Genomic DNA, 19,965 nt, shown 5'->3' with positions numbered 1-19,965 from the left:
GTCGGCCGGCGACAGCGCCGGGCAATATCGAACACATGAGGTGAAAGCAAAATGGAAAGCACCGCTCGCATCGCGGCGACGCCGCCGGCGCAACGCTACAGCGCCACGGCGATCGGCCTGCATTGGCTGATCGCGTTGTTGATCGTGTGCGGCTTCTGGCTCGGCTGGATCATGACCGACATCCCGGGTTTCACGCCGACGAAGCTCAAGTACTTTTCGTGGCACAAGTGGATCGGCGTGACGGTGTTCGCGCTCGCGCTGTTGCGTCTCATCTGGCGCGCGACGCATCAGGCGCCGCCGATGCCCGATGGCATGCCGCGCTGGCAGCAGAGCGCGGCGAATCTCACCCATTTTCTGCTCTACTTGCTGATGCTCGTCATTCCCGCTTCGGGTTATCTGTACAGTTCGGCGGCCGGTCTTCAGGTGGTCTATCTCGGCGTGCTGCCGCTGCCGACGATCATCGGTCCGGACAAGGCGCTGAAGGCGACGCTGCGCATCGTGCATATCGCGTTGAACTACACGTTGCTGTTCTTCGTCGCGATGCACGTGCTCGCCGCGCTGAAGCACCATTTCGTCGATCGCGACGGCTTGCTCGCTCGCATGCTGCCGTTCCTCAAGTAAGGGCATCGCATTGTTTCCTCGCCGTTGGCAGGGCGTTTCTCGGCGGCTGATAGTTATCGCGTTCTTATGATTTCCAATACTGGTTTGTTCGGTCGAACCGTTTGAATAGGGCACACATGAAAGTGAAACTCAATCGTTGGATGCTGGCCACGGCGGCTTCGCTCGCTCTCGTCGCCGCCGCGCAGGCGCAGGTGGACGTGAGCAAGAGCACGGTGACCGCCACCTCGAAGCAGATGAACGTCCCCACGGACGGCAAGTTCAACAAGTTCAGCGCGCAGATCGCATTCGATCCGGCGAAGCCGACGGCGGGCACGGCGAACATCTCGATCGACACCGGCAGCTACGACCTCGGCGACGACGACTACAACAAGCAGGTGCGTGGCGCGGAATGGTTCGACGCCGCCAAGTATCCGACGGCGACTTTCGTCTCCAGCGCGATCGCGCCGGCGGGCGGCAACAAGTACAACGTGACCGGCAAGATCACGATCAAGGGCAAGTCGCAGACGGTCACGGTTCCGGTGACGGTCACGCAGCAGGGCGCGACGGAAACCTTCGACGGCGCGCTGCCGATCAAACGCACCCAGTTCGATGTCGGGACGGGCGAATGGAAAGATACGTCGATCGTCGCGGACGACGTCGTCATCAAGTTTCACATCGTTGCCGCGAAGAAGTGAGCGGCGCTTTCATCACACGACGCAATTGAGCGTATCTGGTTAGTCAGGAGAACAACTTGAAAAAGCTTTCGATCATCGCCGCGGGCGCGGTTGCACTGGGTCTTTCGTTCGGCGCAATGGCCGCCGACACGTACAAGCTCGACCCGAACCATACGTATCCGAGCTTCGAGGCCGATCACTTCGGTGGCGTGTCGACGTGGCGCGGCAAGTTCAACAAGAGCAGCGGCGAAGTCACGCTCGATCGCGCCGCGAAGACCGGCACGGTCAACGTGACGATCGACGTGTCGTCGGTCAACACCGGCAATGCGAAGCTGGACGAGCATCTGCAGAAGGCCGAGTTCTTCGACGTCGCGAAGTATCCGACGGCCGAGTACAAGGGCACGTCGATCAAGTTCGATGGCGACACGCCTTCGGAAGTGATCGGCACGCTGACGATGCACGGCGTGACGAAGCCGATCAACCTGAAGGTCGAGAGCTTCAAGTGCTTCATGAACCCGATGATGAAGAAGGAAGTGTGCGGCGTGGAAGCGACGACGACCTTCGATCGCGGCGACTTCGGCATGGATTACGGCAAGTCGTACGGGTTCAGCCTGAAGACGGTGCTGCATATTCAGGCCGAAGGCGTGAAGCAGTAAGTTCCGACGCCTCAAAAGAAAGCGGCCGGTCAACGATGACCGGCCGCTTTTTTACGCCTGTGCAAAATGCGTGACGCTCAGACTTGCGCCCCGGCGTTCGGATCGTTCGGATCGAACTTGTCCTTCTTGTCCTTCACGAGATCCTCGCGCTTCACGCCGAACCACATCGCGAGCGCCGCCGCCACGAACACCGACGAATAGATGCCGAACAGAATACCGACGGTCAGCGCCAGCGCGAAGTAGTGCAGCGTCGGGCCGCCGAAGAAGAACATCGACAGCACCATCATTTCCGTACAGCCGTGGGTGATGATGGTTCGCGACATCGTGCTCGTGATCGCGTGATCGATCACTTCCTTCACGCTCATCTTGCGCTGCTTGCGGAAGGTTTCGCGAATCCGGTCGAAGATAACCACCGACTCGTTCACCGAGTAGCCGAGCACCGCGAGAATCGCCGCCAGCACGGACAGCGAGAACTCCCACTGGAAGAAAGCGAAGAAGCCGAGAATGATCACCACGTCGTGCAAGTTCGCGATAATGCCCGCGACCGCGTACTTCCATTCGAAGCGGAACGACAGATAGATCACGATGCCGATGACCACGCACGCGAGCGCGAGCAGGCCGTTCGTCACGAGTTCCTTGCCGACCTGCGGACCGACGAACTCGACGCGCTGCAGCTTCACTTCGGCGTTGTCGGTCTTGAGCGCGGTCATCACCTGATCGCTCTGCTGCGCGGACGTCAGGCCCTGCTTGAGCGGCAGACGGATCAGCACGTCCTGCGACGTGCCGAAGTTCTGCACCTGCGCGTCGGGATAGCCGAGCCTGGACATCGACGTTCGCACCGGTTCGAGCTGCGCGGCCTGCGGATACTGCACTTCGACGACCGTGCCGCCGGTGAACTCCACCGACAGATGCAGGCCGCGATGCACGAGGAAAAATACGGCCACGAGAAACGTCACGAACGAAATCACGTTGAAAATCAACGCGCGTTCCATGAACGGCAAGTCGCGGCGAATACGGAAGAATTCCATTGTCTATCTCTCCGGACTCAGCGGAATCAGCGGGACTCGCCCGGTTTCTGTTGATCGATGCCCGGGCCCGAACGACGGCGCACCGTCGGCTTGCCCGTGCGCGCTTGCGCCCGGCCCGCCGCCGCGCGCGGCGCAGCCACCGCCGTCTTCGTCTTGCCCTTGGCGGTTTTCACGATTTCGTCGACAGGCGATTCGTCGCCGCGCTGCGCCGCGAGATAGGCCGCGGCGGCCGCTTCGGCGTTCGCGCCATCCGGACGCCACACCTGGCCGATCGCGAGCGACTTCACCTTCTTCTTGCCGCCGTACCACAGGTTCACGAGCCCGCGCGAGAAAAACACCGCCGAGAACATCGACGTGAGAATGCCGATACAGTGCACGACCGCGAAGCCGCGCACCGGGCCCGAACCGAACGCGAGCAGCGCGAGACCGGCGATCAGCGTGGTGACGTTCGAATCGAGAATCGTGGCCCAGGCGTGCTTGAAGCCTTCCTGGATCGCGGTTTGCGGCGGCGCGCCGTTACGCAGTTCCTCGCGGATACGTTCGTTGATCAGCACGTTTGCGTCGATCGCCATGCCGAGCGCGAGCGCGATAGCCGCGATACCCGGCAAGGTCAGCGTCGCCTGCAGCAGCGACAACACGGCGACCAGCAACAGCAGGTTGACCGACAGCGCCAGCATCGAGAACACGCCGAACAGCAGGTAGTACGCGATCATGAAGATGGCGATCGCGGCGAAACCGTAGGTCACCGAATCGAAGCCCTTTTTGATGTTGTCCGCGCCGAGGCTCGGGCCGACCGTGCGTTCCTCGATGATGTCCATCGGCGCCGCGAGCGAGCCTGCGCGCAACAGCAGCGCGAGGTCCGTGGCGGCTTGCGGCGTGGGCTGGCCGGTGATCTGGAAGCGGTCGCCGAGTTCGGACTGGATCGTCGCGACCGTCAGCACTTCACCCTTGCCCTTTTCGAACAGGATCATCGCCATCGGCTTGCCGATGTTGTCGCGCGACACGGACGACACCGCGCGCCCGCCCGCCGAGTCGAGACGGATGTTGACCGACGGACGCTGATGATCGTCGAAGCCCGCCGATGCATCGATGATGCGGTCGCCGGTGAAGATCACCTGCTTGCGCAGCAGCACGGTGCGGTCGCCTTGCTTGAACGCTTCGTCGCCGGGCGGCACCGCTTCGTTCGGGCCGATGTAAGTGTTGACCGGATCGGCGAGGCGCGCTTCGAGCGTCGCCGTGCGGCCGATGATGTCCTTCGCCTTCGCGGTGTCCTGCACGCCCGGCAGTTCGACCACGATGCGGTCCGAGCCCTGCTGCTGGATCACCGGCTCCGCGACGCCGAGTTCGTTCACGCGGTTATGCAGCGTCGTGATGTTCTGCTTGAGCGCGCCATCTTCGACGAGCTTCTGCGCGCTCGGCGAGAACGTGCCGACCACCTGGACGCCGTCGCCGCCCTGGCGCGTCACCCATTGCAGTTCGGAGACGCCCGTCTGGAGCTGCGTGCGCGCGCTGTCCGCGCTCGCCTCGTCCGAAAAGTTCACGACGACCGACTGCCCGACGCGGTTCACGCCGCCGTCGCGGATATTGCGGTCGCGCAGATAGGTGCGCGCGTCGGCGGCGTCGGAGTCGAGCTTCTTGTTGAGCGCGCCGGCCATGTCGACCTGCAGCAGGAAGTGCACGCCGCCGCGCAGATCGAGACCGAGGTACATCGGCAGCGCGTGCAGGGCCGTCAGCCAGCGCGGCGAGGCGCTCTGCAAATTCAGCGCGACGATGAACTGCGGATCGGTCGGATCGGCGTTCAGCGCCTTCGAAAGAAGGTCCTTCACGTGCAATTGCGTGTCGGTGTCTTTCAGGCGCACGCGGATGTTCGCGTTCAGCTGCGAGTTGTCGAAGGTGACTTCGTCGGCCTTGATGTTGCTCGCGGCGAGCGCGGCTTCGACGTTCGAAAGCGTCGAGGAATCGAGCTTGACCGTCGCCTTGCCGCTCGACACCTGGACTGCGGGTGCCTCGCCGAAGAAATTGGGGAGCGTGTACACGAGACCGATGACGAGCGCCACCAGCATCACGACATACTTCCAGAGGGGATAACGATTCATGGGAATGGCCGACCGGAAAGTTGGCTTCGGAGGAGAGGGCGTCCGGCGTTATGCGCGATGAGCCGGTTGTGAAGACTCGGACGGCTCGGTGAGCGAGGCCGCGCCGGACGCGATGGAACGAGTGGCCTTACAGCGACTTGATGGTGCCCTTGGGAAGAATGGTGGTCACAGCAGCTTTCTGGATGGTGATTTCCGTGCCTTCGGCGATTTCCACGCCCACGTACGCATCCGTGACCTTCGTGATCTTGCCGACGATACCGCCGTTCGTGACCACTTCGTCGCCCTTGGCCATGGCGGAGAGCATGTTGCGATGCTCCTTCTGACGCTTCATCTGCGGACGGATCATGATGAAGTACAGCACCGCGAACATCAGGATCAGCGGCAGGAAGCTCATCAGGCTCGATTCCGCGCCACCCGCGGTTACGCCTTGTGCAAAGGCATTGGAAATGAACGACACGTTGGTCTCTCCGTTGAAAACGTCACAAATACGTTCGAAAAACTCGAATAGAAATTAGCCCGCTATTCTACCACCCGCCCATGCCGTGAGACTCCGGGAATGCGCTTTGTCATCAAGCCGTTACGGCGCGGATTCCCGGACTTTCGCGGCATTTTCCGCAAGTGGTGGAAAGGTGATTGTAATACTCGTCGCGCGTTTCGAGACGCGCGTCAATCAACGCCGCGCGCGCGATTCTCCGCAAAGGTCTTGCGGAATGCTTCGAACGTGTGATTTTCGATCGATTCCCGCACTTCGCCGATCAGTTGCAAGTAATAGTGCAGGTTGTGAATCGTATTGAGCTGCGCGCCGAGAATCTCGCCGACGCGATGCAGATGGTGCAGATAACCGCGCGTGAAATTCCGGCACGTGTAGCAGGCGCAGGATTCGTCGAGTGGCTTCATCGAATTCTTGTGCGTCGCGTTCTTGATCTTGAGATCGCCGAAACGCGTGAAGAGCCAGCCGTTGCGCGCGTTGCGCGTGGGCATCACGCAGTCGAACATGTCGACGCCCGCCGCGACGCCCGCGACGAGATCTTCCGGCGTGCCGACGCCCATCAGGTAATGCGGCTTGTCCGCCGGCAGCTTCGGGCCGATGTGATTCAGCACGCGCATCATGTCTTCCTTCGGCTCGCCGACCGAAAGCCCGCCGATCGCAAAGCCATGAAAGCCGATGTCGGACAGACCCGCGAGCGATTCGTCGCGCAGGTCTTCGAACATGCCGCCCTGCACGATGCCGAAGAGCGCGTTCGGATTGCCGAGCCCGTTGAATTCGTCGATGGAGCGCTTCGCCCAGCGCATCGACATGCGCATGGAGTCGGCGGCGTCCTTGTGCGAAGTCGGAATGCCGTTGGTCGCGTAGGGCGTGCATTCGTCGAACTGCATGACGATGTCGGAGTTCAGCACCTTTTGAATCTGCATCGACACTTCGGGCGAGAGGAAGAGCCGGTCGCCGTTGATCGGCGACGCGAACGTGACACCTTCTTCGGTGATCTTGCGCAGTTCTCCCAGCGAAAACACTTGAAAGCCGCCCGAATCGGTGAGAATCGGCCGGTTCCATCCCATGAACTTATGCAAGCCGCCGTGCGCGCCGATGACATCCAGCCCCGGACGCAGCCACAGATGAAACGTGTTGCCGAGGATGATCTGCGCGCGAATTTCTTCGAGTTCGCGCGGCTGGATCGCCTTGACGGTGCCGTAGGTGCCGACCGGCATGAAGATCGGCGTTTCGACGACGCCGTGATTGAGCGTGAGACGGCCGCGGCGCGCCTGGCCATCGGTCGTGAGCAATTCGAACTTGAGGCCGTTTTCGGGCGGGATGTGATGGGTCGTCATTGAGGTTCCTGTGCGACCGGAAAACAGTCCGGCGCTGCAGTGGTTGAAATTCAGCGCTGGTGCGTCAGCAGCATCGCGTCGCCATAGCTGAAGAAGCGGTAACGCTGCTCGATTGCGTGCCTGTACGCATCCCGGATCGTGTCCATGCCGGCGAACGCCGACACGAGCATCAGCAGCGTCGACTTCGGCAGATGGAAGTTCGTCACCAGCCGGTCGACGACGCGAAATCCGTAGCCCGGCGTAATGAAGATATCGGTTTCGGCCTGCGTCGCGGCGAGCGGCCGGCCGGCGTCGGCGGCATCGCGCGCGGCGGCTTCGAGGGCGCGCATCGACGTCGTGCCGACCGCGATCACCTTGTTGCCGCGCGCCTTCACGGCCGCGATGCGATCGACGAGCGATTGCGGCAGGTCGTACCACTCGCTGTGCATCTTGTGCTCGGCGATGTTCTCGACGCGCACCGGCTGGAACGTGCCCGCGCCGACATGCAGCGTCAACGTGGCGCGCTCGACGCCGCGTGCATCGAGCTCGGCGAAGAGCGCGTCGTCGAAATGCAGGCCGGCCGTCGGCGCGGCCACCGCGCCCGGATTTGCGGCATAGACCGTCTGATAGCGCGTTTCGTCGTAGGCGTCGGCGTCGTGCTCGATGTAGGGCGGCAGCGGCAAACGTCCGAATTGCTCGATGAGCGTCAGGCATTCGGCCGGAAAATGCAGCGTGTAAAACGGCTCGACGCGTTCGCCGACGGTGACGTCGAACGCATCCGCGAGCCGGATCGTGCTGCCTTCGGCCGGGCTCTTGCTCGCGCGGATCTGGGCGAGCGCCGTGGTCGCGCCGGTCAGCCGCTCGACCAGCACCTCGACGCGGCCGCCGCTAGCCTTCTGGCCGAAGAATCGCGCCTTCAGGACTTTGGTATCGTTGAACACCAGAAGATCGCCCGGCGCGATCAGACCGGGCAGTTCGGAAAAGCGCCGGTCGACGAGCGTGGCGGGCGTGACGCGGTTGTCCACCTCGAGCAGGCGGCTCGCGCTGCGCTCGGCAAGCGCGCTCTGCGCGATCAGCTCGGGCGGCAGATTAAAATCGAAATCGGAAAGCGTGAACATGGCGTGAACAAAGGCACGAACGAGGCGAAAACGCGCCGAACAAACCCCTTATTGTACTTGCGAAGAGATTAGATGCCCTTGTCCGACCGCCGCCTGGCCTCGACCGAGCCGCTCCCCGAAGAGGAAAGCGATGCGCCGCGCGCCGCCGCGCCGGCGCGCAAGAAGGCGAAAGCGGACGAAAAACCCAAGCCCGTCGTTCGCACGGCGGACAAACTCGCGAAGCTCGGCCTGAAATCCGACATCGATCTCGTGCTGCATCTGCCGATGCGCTACGAAGACGAGACTTCGCTCACGCCCATCGGTGAACTGATTCCCGGCGATATCGCGCAGACCGAAGGCGTCGTGTTCGACAACGAGATCGCGTACCGGCCGCGCCGCCAGTTGCTCGTGAAGATCCACGACGACGCCGGCGACGAACTCACGCTGCGCTTCCTCAACTTCTACGGCTCGCAGGTCACGCAGATGGCCATCGGCGTGCGCCTGCGCGTGCGCGGCGACGTGCGCGGCGGCTTCTTCGGCATGGAGATGGTGCATCCGGCGGTGCGTCCCGTCGATGACGACACGCCGCTGCCGCAGGCGCTCACGCCGGTTTATCCGTCGACGTCGGGTATCTCGCAGGCTTACTTGCGCAAGGCGATCGATTCGGCCATTTCGCGCGTGTCGCTGCCGGAACTGCTGCCCGAGCCGATCGCGCGCGCGCATCTCGCGCCGCTGAACGTGCCCGGCCTGCTCGACGCCGTGAAAACGCTGCATCATCCGCGCGCGGATTCGGACGAAACCGCGCTCATCGACGGCACGCATCCGGCGTGGACGCGCATCAAGTTCGAGGAATTGCTCGCGCAGCAACTGTCGCTCAAGCGCGCGCACGAGGAACGGCGCACGCGCGCCGCGCCCGCGATGCCGCGCCGCCTGCCCGACGATGACGCGTCGCTCGTCGTGAAGCTGTTGCGCGCCTTGCCGTTCGCCTTGACGGGCGCGCAGCAGCGCGTGGTCGCCGAAATCGCGGGTGAACTGACGCTCGCGCATCCGATGCAGCGTCTGCTTCAGGGCGACGTCGGCAGCGGCAAGACGATCGTCGCGGCGCTGGCGGCGGCGCAGGCCGTCGACGCGGGCTATCAGGCCGCGCTCATGGCGCCGACCGAAATCCTCGCGGAGCAGCACGCCCGCAAGCTGCGCGGCTGGCTGGAGCCGCTCGGCGTGACGGTCGCGTGGCTCGCGGGCAGCCTGAAGGCGAAGGAAAAGCGCGCCGCGATCGAGGCGGCGGCGCTCGGCACGGCGAAGCTGATCATCGGCACGCACGCGATCATTCAGGATGCGGTGGAGTTCGCGCGGCTCGGGCTCGTGATCGTCGACGAACAACATCGCTTCGGCGTCGCGCAGCGGCTTGCGTTGCGCGCGAAGGCGCTGAACGCGGCGGACGGCGCGCGCGATTTCCAGCCACATCAGCTCATGATGTCCGCGACGCCGATCCCGCGCACGCTCGCGATGACCTACTACGCGGATCTCGACGTCTCGACCATCGACGAACTGCCGCCCGGCCGCACGCCGATTCTGACCAAAGTGGTGTCGGACGGCCGGCGCGACGAGATCATCGGCCGGGTGCGCGAGGCGGCGCTGACCGGACGGCAGGTGTACTGGGTCTGTCCGCTGATCGAGGAAAGCGAGACGCTGCAATTGCAGACGGCCGTCGAGACTTACGAGACGCTCGTCGCCGCGCTGCCCGAATTGCGCGTCGGGCTGGTTCACGGGCGGCTCGCGCCCGCCGAAAAAGCGGGCGTGATGGACGCGTTCTCGCGCAACGAAGTGCAATTGCTCGTCGCGACGACGGTGATCGAAGTCGGCGTGGACGTGCCGAACGCGTCGCTGATGGTGATCGAGCATGCGGAGCGGTTCGGCCTCGCGCAACTGCATCAGTTGCGCGGGCGCGTGGGACGCGGCAGCGCGGCGTCCGTGTGCGTGCTGATGTATTCGAACCCGCTGTCGCAGACCGCCCGCGCGCGCCTGAAAACGATGCGCGAAACCACCGACGGGTTCGAGATCGCCCGTCGCGATCTGGAAATTCGCGGTCCCGGCGAATTCCTCGGCGCGCGGCAATCGGGTGAAGCGATGCTGCGTTTCGCGAGTCTCGAAAACGACGGCTGGCTGATCGAACCGGCCCGCGCCGCCGCCGACGAAATGCTCGCGCGCTTCCCCGACGCCGTCACGCGGCATCTCGCGCGCTGGCTCGGCGCGAGGGAACACTATTTGAAGGCGTGACTGAACTCGCGCGGGTCCTGTCGGTCCCTATTTAGCAGGCTCGACTGGCGAATCGGCAAAAGTTGTCGAACGGCGCTTGGCAGGTGTATAACTCAAACCTATTGAATCAATGTATTTCATTGGCCGCCAATGACCCTCACTGAACTGAAGTACATCGTCGCGGTCGCGCGCGAGCGGCATTTCGGCCGCGCGGCCGAGGCGTGCTTCGTCAGCCAGCCGACCCTGTCGGTGGCAATCAAGAAGCTCGAAGACGAACTCAACGTGCAGATCTTCGAGCGCGGCACGAGCGAAGTCAGCGTGACGCCGATCGGCGAGCAGATCGTGACGCAGGCGCAGCGCGTGCTCGAACAGACGCTCGCCATCAAGGAAATCGCCAAGCAGGGCAAGGATCCGCTCGTCGGACCGTTGCGCCTCGGCGTGATCTACACCATCGGGCCATATTTGCTGCCGACGCTCGTCAAGCAGATGATCAAGTCGGTCCCGCAGATGCCGCTGATGCTCCAGGAGAACTACACGCTCAAGCTGATCGAGCTCCTGAAGCAGGGCGAAATCGATGTCGCGATCATGGCGCTGCCGTTCCCCGAAACCGGCCTGATGGTGCGCGCGCTCTACGACGAGCCGTTCGTCGTCGCGATGCCTTCCGGGCACGCGTGGGAGAACCGCCCGAAAATCGATCCGGACGATCTCAAGCAGGAAACCATGCTGCTGCTCGGCAGCGGACATTGCTTCCGCGATCACGTGCTCGGCGTGTGCCCCGAACTCATGCGCTTCTCGCAGAACGCGGACGGCATCCAGAAGACCTTCGAAGGCTCGTCGCTGGAGACGATTCGTCATATGGTCGCGAGCGGCGTCGGCATTACGGTGCTGCCGCGCATGTCGGTGAGCGAGGTGAAGCCGCACGCGGCGGGCATCGATTCCGGCCTGCTCAGTTACGTGCCCTTCGACGAGCCGGTGCCGGACCGGCGCGTCGTGCTCGCGTGGCGCAAGAGCTTCACGCGCATGCCGGCTATCGACGCCATCTGCGAAGCGATCGCCAACTGCGATCTGCCGGGCGTGAGGAAGCTGGATATGCCGGTGGCGGTGAACTGATTTTTTTGCGGACGCCGCGCTCTGGCAACGGAGCGCGGTTTTTTTGCGCCTATCGAATAGATAAATTTAATCGAATTATAAAAATCGATAGCCTAAGTTAGGATCCTTTCATCGTCGGTACTCGGCCGACATCACGACAGAGAGGACTCCATGACCGCCGCCACCTTCATCGAACGCTGGAACAGCCTTCGTGACTTGACGGTTTCGATCCTTGCCGATTTCGCTCGCGTCGCGTGACGCGCACGCCTCGCATCATCAACGCAAACCAAGCAAGCAGGAGCATCACGATGACGACTCAACGACTCACGACCGCAGCAGGCGCACCCGTCGGTGACAATCAGAACTCGCAGACCGCCGGCCCGCGCGGCCCGGTCACGCTGCAGGATTTCTGGCTCGTCGAAAAACTCGCGCACTTCGACCGCGAAGTGATTCCGGAGCGCCGCGTTCACGCGAAAGGCTCCGGCGCGTTCGGCACGTTCCGCGTGACGCACGATGTCTCGCGCTACACGAAGGCGAAGTTGTTCGCGGACATCGGCAAGGAAACGCCGATCTTCATGCGCTTCTCGACGGTCGCGGGCGAACGCGGCGCCGCCGATGCCGAGCGCGACGTGCGCGGCTTCTCGATCAAGTTCTACACGGAAGAAGGCAACTGGGACGTCGTCGGCAACAACACGCCGGTGTTTTTCATTCGCGATCCGCTGAAATTCCCCGACTTCATCCATACGCAAAAGCGCGATCCGTACACGAACATGCGCAGCAACGTCGCGGCGTGGGACTTCTGGTCGCGTCATCCGGAATCGCTGCATCAGGTGACGATTCTCATGAGCGACCGCGGCATTCCGAAGAATTATCGGCAGATGCACGGCTTCGGCTCGCACACGTTCTCGTTCATCAACGATTATGGCGAGCGCTTCTACGTGAAGTTCCATTTCAAGTCGCAGCAAGCGCTCGACAACTTCACGGATGCCGAAGCCGCCGCGGTGGTCGCGAACGATCGTGAGAGCGCGCAGCGCGATCTCGTGGAGAACATCGACAACGGCAATTTTCCGCGCTGGAATTTCCGCATTCAGGTGATGACGGAAGAAGAGGCGGCGCAGTCGAAGGTGAATCCGTTCGATATCACGAAAGTGTGGTCGCACAAGGACTATCCGCTGATCGACGTCGGCGTGATCGAGTTGAATCGCAACGCGCAGAACTATTTCGCTGACGTCGAGCAGGCCGCGTTCTCGCCGGCGAACGTGGTGCCGGGCATCGGTTTCTCGCCGGATCGCCTGTTGCAGGGCCGCCTGTTTTCGTATGGCGACACGCAGCGGTATCGTCTCGGCATCAACCATCATCAGATTCCGGTGAATGCGCCGCGTGCGCCGGTCGCCAATTCGTTTCATCGCGACGGCGCCATGCGCACCGACGGCAATCTCGGCGGACGCGTGAACTACGAGCCGAACCGCTACGGCGAATTCGCGCAGGACGCCGGCGTGAACGAGCCGCCGCTCGCGGGCGGCGCGGTTTATCGCTACGACCATCGCGAGGACGACGACTACTACAGCCAGCCGGCGGCGCTCTTCAGGCTCTTCGACCACGCGCAACGCGAGCGCTTCTTCGGCAACATCGCGCGGCATATTCACGGCGTGCCGAACGAGATCGTCGCGCGGCAGGTCGAGCATTTTCGCCGCATCGATGCGGCTTACGCGCAGGGCGTGATCGACGCGCTCGCGAAGCTCGGTCAGCAAGTCGACGAGGAAAATGCCGCCGCCGTCTGACGGCGGCGTCCGGTAACAACGGGAGAAAACATCATGTCTCAGGCGTTGAATCACATCGCTCAGGCGGTCGAGCACATCGAAGCGTCCAGCCGGCGGGCGTCGCGCGGCGTGCGCATCGCGATTGCGTTTGGCATCGTCGCGGCGGGTTATGGGCTCGTCGTTGCGAGCGGTGTCGTGGGCGCGTGAGCGTCGTTTGGGCGCGGCGGCCGGCGCCCGAAAGTCGCGCCATGCAATAAAGAGGTTCGCCGTTTCTACGATAAACTGTCGAGCGCTCGAAGCCGCGCGGCACGGCGATGCGCGCGGCGTTCGCACCGTTCGAATCACTCTCTCACGGAGTCATCATGGCGAAGAAAGGCACTGCACCTGCCGTCAATATCGGCATCAGCGACAAAGACCGCAAGAAGATCGCCGACGGGCTGTCCCGGCTTCTGGCCGATACCTACACGCTCTATCTGAAGACCCACAACTTTCACTGGAACGTCACGGGTCCGATGTTCAACACGCTGCATCTGATGTTCGAGACGCAGTACAACGAACTTGCGCTCGCCGTCGATTCGATCGCGGAACGCATCCGCGCGCTGGGCGTGCATGCGCCGGGCAGCTACAAGGAATTCGCGAAGTTGTCGTCGATTCCGGAAGCGGACGGCGTGCCGGCTGCCGAAGAGATGATCCGCCAACTGGTGGAAGGTCAGGAAGCGGTGGTGCGCACGGCGCGCGAGATCTTCCCGGCGACGGAAGCCGCGAACGACGAGCCGACCGCCGATCTGCTCACGCAACGCATGCAGACGCACGAGAAAACCGCGTGGATGCTGCGCGCGATGCTGGCCTGATTGCATCGGTTGGCCGTTGAAAACCCCGCTCCCGAAGCGGGGTTTTCGCTTTTTGGGCAGACACAATGCGCTGATCTAAAATAGTCCGTCGTGTTCTTCCGGCTGACCCTCATGCTCGCCCGTCTCCCGCTCTACATGCGCCTCGTGCGCCTCGACAAGCCCATCGGCAGCCTGCTGCTGCTCTGGCCCACGCTCAACGCATTGTGGATCGCGTCCGAAGGCCGGCCCTCGCCGATGCTGCTCGTCATCTTCACGGTCGGCACGATCCTGATGCGCTCGGCGGGCTGCGCGATCAACGACTACGCCGACCGCGATTTCGACCGCCACGTGAAGCGCACCGCCGAGCGGCCGATCACGTCGGGCAAAATCAAGGCGTGGGAAGCGGTGGCGCTGGCGGCGGCGCTCGCGCTCGTCGCGTTCCTGCTGATTTTGCCGCTCAACACGCTCACCAAGGAGTTGTCGGTGTTCGCGCTGTTCGTCGCGGGCACGTATCCGTTCACCAAGCGCTTCTTCACGATTCCGCAGGCGTATCTCGGCATCGCGTTCGGCTTCGGCATTCCGATGGCCTTCGCCGCCGTGCAGAACCATGTGCCGGCGCTCGCGTGGATCATGCTCGCGGCGAACGTGTTCTGGTCGGTCGCGTACGACACCGAATACGCGATGGTCGATCGCGACGACGACATCAAGATCGGCATTCGCACCTCCGCGCTCACGTTCGGCCGATACGACGTGCTCGCCGTCATGCTGTGCTATGCGGCGACGCTCGGGGTTTATGTGGGCATCGGCATCGCGCTTGCGTTTGGCTGGCTCTACTGGCTCGGCTGGCTCGCGGCGGCGGGCTGCGCGGTTTATCACTACGGGCTGATCCGCAATCGCGAGCGCGTGGCGTGTTTCGCTGCGTTCAAGCACAACAACTGGCTTGGAGGCATGCTGTTCGCGGGGATTGCGCTGCATTACGCGTTCTCGAATTGAAATAGAGCCGTTCGAATTCGATGCGCTTTTCTAGAGTCTGCGTTCTTCCAGTTAAATCGCAGTTCATGGAAGATGGATCGGAACCGGTACGGCTACCAGTATGACTGACTGAATTAATGACAATTGCGATGCTTGATTTGCATTGCATTGTGCGGGTCGAGCTTTGAACTCGTCGTGTTCAAAGCTCGGATTCCGTCATGTCTCTACCCGAACGTCCCATCGCTTTCGTCCTAGCCGCGTCGAATCACTGCACCATGATCGTTAATCGAAACGACGTCGCCGTTCATAATAATTTCGCTTACGGCGTGGGTCATCAAATACTCAGTACATCCAGTTTCGACGCAAGCGAAGTTTCGTTCGTGCTCCGGTTGCTGACGCTGCGCCGCCGTTATTTCGGCGATGGCGTCTTTGCGATCGATGGCGGCGCCAATATCGGTTGTGCATTCGATCGAATGGGCTCGTCGAATGCACGGCTGGGGCAACGTGCTGAGCTTCGAGGCGCAGGAAATCGTGTACTACGCGCTGGCCGGCAATCTCGCGATCAATAATTGCCTGAACGCGCGCGAAACTCGCGGCGCTCGGCGAATCGGTCGGCCAAATCATCGTTCCGCAACCGGATTATCACGCGCCTGGAAGTTTCGGCAGTCTCGAATTGCGTGAGAAGGGCACCACGCTGGGTGTCGGACAAGAAGTTTCGTACGATCCCCGGAAAGGCGCTGCGGTGCCAATGATCAGCATCGATTCGCTGGCGCTCGAACGCGTCGATTTCATCAAGATCGACGTCGAGGGCATGGAAATGGACGTGCTGAAGGGCGCAGCCGAAACGTTGAAACGCTGCGCACCGGTCCTGCTGGTGGAAACGCTCAAAAGCGATGCAAACGCGATCCGCACGTTTCTGGCCGGCGTGGGTTATGCGGACTTTTACGCGGTGAATCCAAACATGATTGCCATCGGCGAGCGTGACCCCGTGCGCAAGAACGTCGTGAAACGCGAAAACGCCGTTCATATCGTCTGAACCGGGCAATCGCACCGGGCGTGCTGAACGCACTTCAGCCGCCCGGTTCCGTGAGGCGCGGCGTATGTCTCAGGCCGCGCCCAGCTCATCCCCCATCTCTTCCGCCCGTGCCTGCGCCGCCAGCGCGCCGCGCACGATCGCGTCCTTCACGCCCTGGGCATCGAACGATGCGAGCGCCGCCGCCGTCGTGCCGCCTTTCGACGTCACGCGCTCGCGCAGCACGCTCGCCGGCTCGCCCGATTGCGCCGCCAGTTGCGCCGCGCCCGTGAACGTGGCGACCGCGAGCGCGCGTCCTTGCTCTTCGTCCATGCCGAGCTGGCGCGCCGCTTCCTGCATCGCTTCGATGAAATAGAACACGTAGGCCGGACCGCTGCCGGAGATCGCGGTGACGGCGTCGAGCTTCGCTTCGTCGTCGAACCAGACGGCGGCGCCGACCGCTTCCAGCACGTGCGATGCGAGCGCCTTCGCCGCGTCGCTCACGCCGGGCAGCGCGGCCAGACCCGTCACGCCCATACCGATCAGCGCGGGCGTGTTCGGCATCGTGCGCACGATCTGCGTGTAGCCGTTCAGCCAGCGCGAGAGATCCGTCGCGCGAATGCCCGCCGCGATGCTGATGATCGTCTGCTTCGACAGATGCGGCGCGAGCGCTTCGGCCACGCTCTTCAGCACTTGCGGCTTCACGGCGAGCACGATCGCGTCGTAGCCGGCGAGCGCCGCGTCGACGGCCGCGCCGGTCTTGATGCCGAACTGCTTCGCGGTGCGCTCGCGCGCTTCGTCGTTGATGTCGATGGCGTAAATGCCGGACGGCTCGACGCCGCGTTTGACGAGACCGCCGATGAGCGCCGCGGCCATGTTGCCGCCGCCGATGAATGCAATTTTCATGGTTGAAGGTGAGGTCAGGTGGTGTAAGTGCGCGCGCCGAAAATCGCGGTGCCGATGCGCACCATCGTCGCGCCTTCGAGCACGGCGGCTTCGAGATCGGCGGACATGCCCATCGAGAGCGTGTCGAGATCGAGGCCGTCGGCGCGTAGCGTGTTCAGCAGGTCGCGCAGGCGGGCGTGCGGCACGCGTTGCGCGTCGAGGGTGTCGGCGGGTTCGGGAATCGCCATCAGGCCGCGCAGGCGCAGGCCGGGAAGGGCGGCGACCGCGTGCGCGAGCGCGGCCGCTTCGGCCGGCTCGACGCCGCTCTTCGACGCCTCGCCGCTCACGTTCACCTGAATGCAGACGTTGAGCGCGCGCGTGCCTGCCGGACGTTGCGCCGAAAGCCGCTCCGCGATCTTCAGCCGGTCGATGGAATGCACCCAGTCGAACTGCTCGGCGACGACCTTCGTCTTGTTCGATTGCAGCGGCCCGATGTAATGCCACTCGATGCCGCCGCGCAGATCGGCGAGTTCCGCGATCTTCGCGATGCCTTCCTGCACGTAGTTCTCGCCGAACGCGCGCTGGCCGGCGTCGAAGGCAGCGCGCACGTCGGCGGCGGGAAAGGTTTTGGACACGGCGAGCAGCGTGACGCAAGCCGCATCGCGCGACGCGTCTTGCGCGGCCTTCGCGATGCGTTGATGGACTTCTTCGAGATGTTGAGCGATGGACATACCTAAGACAGTCTTGAGAACCATCCGGCCATTATACGAATCGCTCAACCGTACAGCAGATGTTCCAGCAGTTGAATCCAGTGCGTGACGGGCGTCGACGTGCCGCTTTGCAGATGCGCGATGCAGCCGACATTCGCCGACACGATCATTTGCGGCTCCAGCTTCTCCAGCCGGTCGAGCTTCTGATTGCGCAGCGTGTACGAGAGCTTCGGCTGCAGGACCGAATACGTCCCCGCCGATCCGCAGCACAGATGGCTATCGGCGGGCAGGCGCACTTCGAGCCCGAGCGCGGTCAGCAAATGCTCGACGCGTCCGCGAATCTGCTGTCCGTGCTGCAACGTGCACGGCGGATGGAACGCCACCGTATGCACGCCGCGGCGTCGCGAGAGCGCGACGAGTTCCTCTTCGTACATCGGCAGGATTTCGGCGAGATCGCGCGTCAGCTCGACGATCTTCTGCGCCTTCTCCGCGTAAGCCAGATCGTTGCGCAGCAGATGCGCGTACTCCTTCACCGTCGCGCCGCAGCCCGACGCGTTCATCACGATCGCCTCGACGCCACTTTCCACATACGGCCACCATGCGTCGATGTTGTTGCGCACGTCGTCGAGCGCGTCGTCGTTGTAGCCGAGATGCAGACGGATCGCGCCGCAGCAGCCCGCCGACGGCGCCGTGACGATCTCGATACCGAGCGCATCGAACACGCGCGCGGTCGCGGTGTTGACGTTGGGCATCATCGCCGGCTGCACGCAGCCCGCGAGCATCAGCATCTTGCGGTCGTGCTTGTTCGTGGGCGCGGCGAGCGGCCGCTCGGGCAACGGAATCTTCGCGCGCAGCTTGCGCGGAAGGATGCCGCGAAACTGCTGGCCGAGTTTCATCGCGGGCGTGAAGAGCGTGCTGTTCGGCAGGAAGCTCGCGAGCAGGCGGCGTTGCAGGCGCTGCCGCATCGGCCGTTCGACTTTTGCCTCGACGACCTTGCGCCCGATTTCGACGAGCTTGCCGTACTGCACGCCCGACGGGCACGTGCTTTCGCAGTTGCGGCACGTGAGGCAGCGGTCCAGATGCAGTTGCGTACTGCGCGTGACGGGCGCGCCCTCGAACATCTGCTTCATCAGGTAGATGCGCCCGCGCGGCCCGTCGAGTTCGTCGCCGAGCAACTGGTATGTCGGGCAGGTCGCCGTGCAGAAGCCGCAGTGCACGCATTTGCGCAGGATGGCGTCGGCTTCGTCGCCATCGGCCGTGCCGCGGATGAATTCGGCGAGGTTGGTTTGCATCGAAGCGCCTAGAAGTCGGGATACAAACGCGCGCGATTGAAGATGCGCGCCGGATCGAATGCGGCTTTCAATCCACGATGAATCTTCATCAGCGGCGCGGGCAGCGGCGTGAACACGCCCGCATTGCGATCGTAGGCGGAGCCCGCGCGGAAAATCGTCGCGTGTCCGCCCGCCTGCTTTGCGCTGATGCGCACGGTCTGCGGATCGGTGTCGGTGATCCACCAGCGCTGCGCGCCGCCCCATTCCATCAGTTGCGCGCCCGGCAGATGCAGCGGCTCCGCGATCGACGGCAACGCGAGCCGCCACAGCGCCGAGCGCGGCTCGATCACCGCGAAGAACGGGTCCGTCTGTTCGCGCAGCCCGATCCAGAAACGATCGGCTTCGACCGCATCGACGACCTCGCCGCCGAGCGTGTTGCGCGCCGTCTTCACGGCCGTCTCCGCGCCCGCGAGACGGAGCGCCAGCGTGCCGTCGCGCCACGCGCTGCCGCAGATCGGCAACGGATGGCCGCCCCATTCGTTGAGCTTGCGCACGCCGTCGGTGGCGTGCATGTCGAACTTGAGCGTGGCTTCGGCGACGGGGCGCGGCAGCACCTTGATCGACAGTTCGAGAATCAGCCCGAGCGTGCCGAGCGATCCCGCGAGCAGACGCGCCACGTCATAGCCGGCGACGTTCTTCACCACTTGCCCGCCGAAATGCAGCACTTGTCCGTGCCCGTTCATGACCACCGCGCCGAGCACGAAATCGCGCGGCGCGCCGGTCCATGCGCGGCGCGGGCCCGCGAGCCCCGCGGCGATGCAGCCGCCCAGCGTCGCGTTGCGCCCGAAGTGCGGCGGCTCGAACGGCAACATCTGGTTGTGCGCTCTCAGCGCGGCTTCGATCTCGGCGAGCGGCGTGCCGCTCTTCGCGGTGATGACGAGTTCCGCCGGATCGTAAGCGATGATGCCGCGATGCGCGCGCGTGTCGAGGATTTCTCCCTGGAGCGTCTGGCCGTACCAGTCCTTCGTGCCGCCGCCGCGAATGCGCTGCGGCGTGCCGGTTTCCGTGGCCCGGGCGATTCTCTCCGACCAGCCGGCGACGATGTCGTCCTGTTCCATGCGTGTTCCGCTTGCCTTTCGATTTCTGTTGGGCTGTCCGGTCGATTGTACCGGTCGCTTAACGGCGCAATACCGGGTGAAACGTGGATAGCGGAACGCGATCCG

Annotated in this window: 20 protein-coding genes; 11 read left to right on the top strand and 9 right to left on the bottom strand. The window is 63.5% G+C overall.

The genetic code is table 11. From position 1 onward, the window contains the following. The first annotated feature begins 51 nt into the window (after positions 1-51). From NOV72_RS11780 to NOV72_RS11770, 3 genes are all read left to right on the top strand, one after another. The gene (locus tag NOV72_RS11780) at positions 52-621 is read left to right on the top strand and encodes a cytochrome b (protein WP_106854758.1); all 570 of its coding nucleotides are present in this window, start codon (positions 52-54) and stop codon (positions 619-621) included. Positions 622-737: 116 nt separating this feature from the next. After that, positions 738-1,295, top strand: a complete 558-nt coding sequence (locus NOV72_RS11775; RefSeq protein WP_106854757.1) for a YceI family protein — start codon at positions 738-740, stop codon at positions 1,293-1,295. Positions 1,296-1,351: 56 nt separating this feature from the next. After that, a complete protein-coding gene (locus tag NOV72_RS11770) occupies positions 1,352-1,930 on the top strand; it encodes a YceI family protein (protein ID WP_106854756.1) in 579 nt (192 codons plus the stop codon). A gap of 77 nt (positions 1,931-2,007) precedes the next feature. Here the strand turns inward: NOV72_RS11770 and secF are convergent, their stop codons facing one another. The 5 genes from secF to queA all read right to left on the bottom strand — a co-directional run bounded on the left by secF (position 2,008) and on the right by queA (position 7,978). Continuing rightward, positions 2,008-2,958 (bottom strand): protein translocase subunit SecF, encoded by a 951-nt coding sequence (secF, locus tag NOV72_RS11765; RefSeq protein WP_106854755.1) that lies wholly within the window; start codon positions 2,956-2,958, stop codon positions 2,008-2,010. A gap of 26 nt (positions 2,959-2,984) precedes the next feature. Further along, complete coding sequence (gene secD / locus NOV72_RS11760) at positions 2,985-5,054, bottom strand: protein translocase subunit SecD (protein WP_106854754.1); 2,070 nt, start codon at positions 5,052-5,054, stop codon at positions 2,985-2,987. Between the two features lie 127 nt (positions 5,055-5,181). Next, the gene (yajC, locus tag NOV72_RS11755) at positions 5,182-5,511 is read right to left on the bottom strand and encodes a preprotein translocase subunit YajC (RefSeq protein WP_106854753.1); all 330 of its coding nucleotides are present in this window, start codon (positions 5,509-5,511) and stop codon (positions 5,182-5,184) included. 209 nt (positions 5,512-5,720) lie between these two features. Then, on the bottom strand, positions 5,721-6,881 hold the full coding sequence (gene tgt, locus NOV72_RS11750) for a tRNA guanosine(34) transglycosylase Tgt (protein ID WP_106854752.1): 1,161 nt from the start codon (positions 6,879-6,881) through the stop codon (positions 5,721-5,723). Positions 6,882-6,931: 50 nt separating this feature from the next. After that, complete coding sequence (queA, locus tag NOV72_RS11745; RefSeq protein WP_106854751.1) at positions 6,932-7,978, bottom strand: tRNA preQ1(34) S-adenosylmethionine ribosyltransferase-isomerase QueA; 1,047 nt, start codon at positions 7,976-7,978, stop codon at positions 6,932-6,934. A 72-nt stretch (positions 7,979-8,050) separates the two neighbouring features. Here queA and recG point away from each other — a divergent pair, with 72 nt between their 5' ends. The 8 genes from recG to NOV72_RS32705 all read left to right on the top strand — a co-directional run bounded on the left by recG (position 8,051) and on the right by NOV72_RS32705 (position 15,900). Next, the gene (recG, locus tag NOV72_RS11740) at positions 8,051-10,234 is read left to right on the top strand and encodes an ATP-dependent DNA helicase RecG (protein WP_106854750.1); all 2,184 of its coding nucleotides are present in this window, start codon (positions 8,051-8,053) and stop codon (positions 10,232-10,234) included. A gap of 129 nt (positions 10,235-10,363) precedes the next feature. Beyond that, positions 10,364-11,323: a hydrogen peroxide-inducible genes activator gene (locus NOV72_RS11735; protein ID WP_106854749.1), complete on the top strand. Its 960-nt coding sequence runs from the start codon at positions 10,364-10,366 to the stop codon at positions 11,321-11,323. Between the two features lie 287 nt (positions 11,324-11,610). Then, entirely contained in the window at positions 11,611-13,083 is a 1,473-nt protein-coding gene (locus NOV72_RS11730) for a catalase (RefSeq protein WP_106854869.1), read from the top strand. 33 nt (positions 13,084-13,116) lie between these two features. Beyond that, positions 13,117-13,269, top strand: a complete 153-nt coding sequence (locus NOV72_RS32275; RefSeq protein WP_181291005.1) for a hypothetical protein — start codon at positions 13,117-13,119, stop codon at positions 13,267-13,269. Between the two features lie 155 nt (positions 13,270-13,424). Next, positions 13,425-13,913 carry a Dps family protein gene (locus NOV72_RS11720; protein WP_106854747.1) on the top strand — a complete coding sequence of 163 codons (489 nt, stop codon included), beginning with the start codon at positions 13,425-13,427 and terminating at the stop codon, positions 13,911-13,913. Positions 13,914-14,024: 111 nt separating this feature from the next. Further along, the gene (gene ubiA, locus NOV72_RS11715; protein WP_106854746.1) at positions 14,025-14,885 is read left to right on the top strand and encodes a 4-hydroxybenzoate octaprenyltransferase; all 861 of its coding nucleotides are present in this window, start codon (positions 14,025-14,027) and stop codon (positions 14,883-14,885) included. Between the two features lie 197 nt (positions 14,886-15,082). After that, complete coding sequence (locus NOV72_RS32710) at positions 15,083-15,433, top strand: hypothetical protein (protein WP_245932992.1); 351 nt, start codon at positions 15,083-15,085, stop codon at positions 15,431-15,433. 50 nt (positions 15,434-15,483) lie between these two features. Further along, positions 15,484-15,900 carry an FkbM family methyltransferase gene (locus NOV72_RS32705; RefSeq protein WP_342753394.1) on the top strand — a complete coding sequence of 139 codons (417 nt, stop codon included), beginning with the start codon at positions 15,484-15,486 and terminating at the stop codon, positions 15,898-15,900. Positions 15,901-15,969: 69 nt separating this feature from the next. On the opposite strand, the gene proC is transcribed toward NOV72_RS32705, so the two are convergent. The 4 genes from proC to glcE are packed head-to-tail and all read right to left on the bottom strand — an operon-like array spanning position 15,970 to position 19,860. After that, positions 15,970-16,782, bottom strand: a complete 813-nt coding sequence (gene proC, locus NOV72_RS11705; RefSeq protein ID WP_106854745.1) for a pyrroline-5-carboxylate reductase — start codon at positions 16,780-16,782, stop codon at positions 15,970-15,972. 14 nt (positions 16,783-16,796) lie between these two features. After that, positions 16,797-17,492 (bottom strand): YggS family pyridoxal phosphate-dependent enzyme, encoded by a 696-nt coding sequence (locus NOV72_RS11700; RefSeq protein WP_106854744.1) that lies wholly within the window; start codon positions 17,490-17,492, stop codon positions 16,797-16,799. A gap of 44 nt (positions 17,493-17,536) precedes the next feature. Further along, entirely contained in the window at positions 17,537-18,763 is a 1,227-nt protein-coding gene (gene glcF, locus NOV72_RS11695) for a glycolate oxidase subunit GlcF (protein ID WP_106854743.1), read from the bottom strand. Between the two features lie 8 nt (positions 18,764-18,771). Continuing rightward, a complete protein-coding gene (gene glcE, locus NOV72_RS11690) occupies positions 18,772-19,860 on the bottom strand; it encodes a glycolate oxidase subunit GlcE (RefSeq protein WP_106854742.1) in 1,089 nt (362 codons plus the stop codon). Between the last annotated feature and the right edge of the window lie 105 nt (positions 19,861-19,965).

This window comes from Caballeronia novacaledonica (genome assembly GCF_900258035.1).
Taxonomy (GTDB): Bacteria; Pseudomonadota; Gammaproteobacteria; order Burkholderiales; family Burkholderiaceae; genus Caballeronia; species Caballeronia novacaledonica.
Note: the sequence above shows the minus strand (reverse complement) of the source record. Positions and strands in the feature narration are given on the sequence as shown.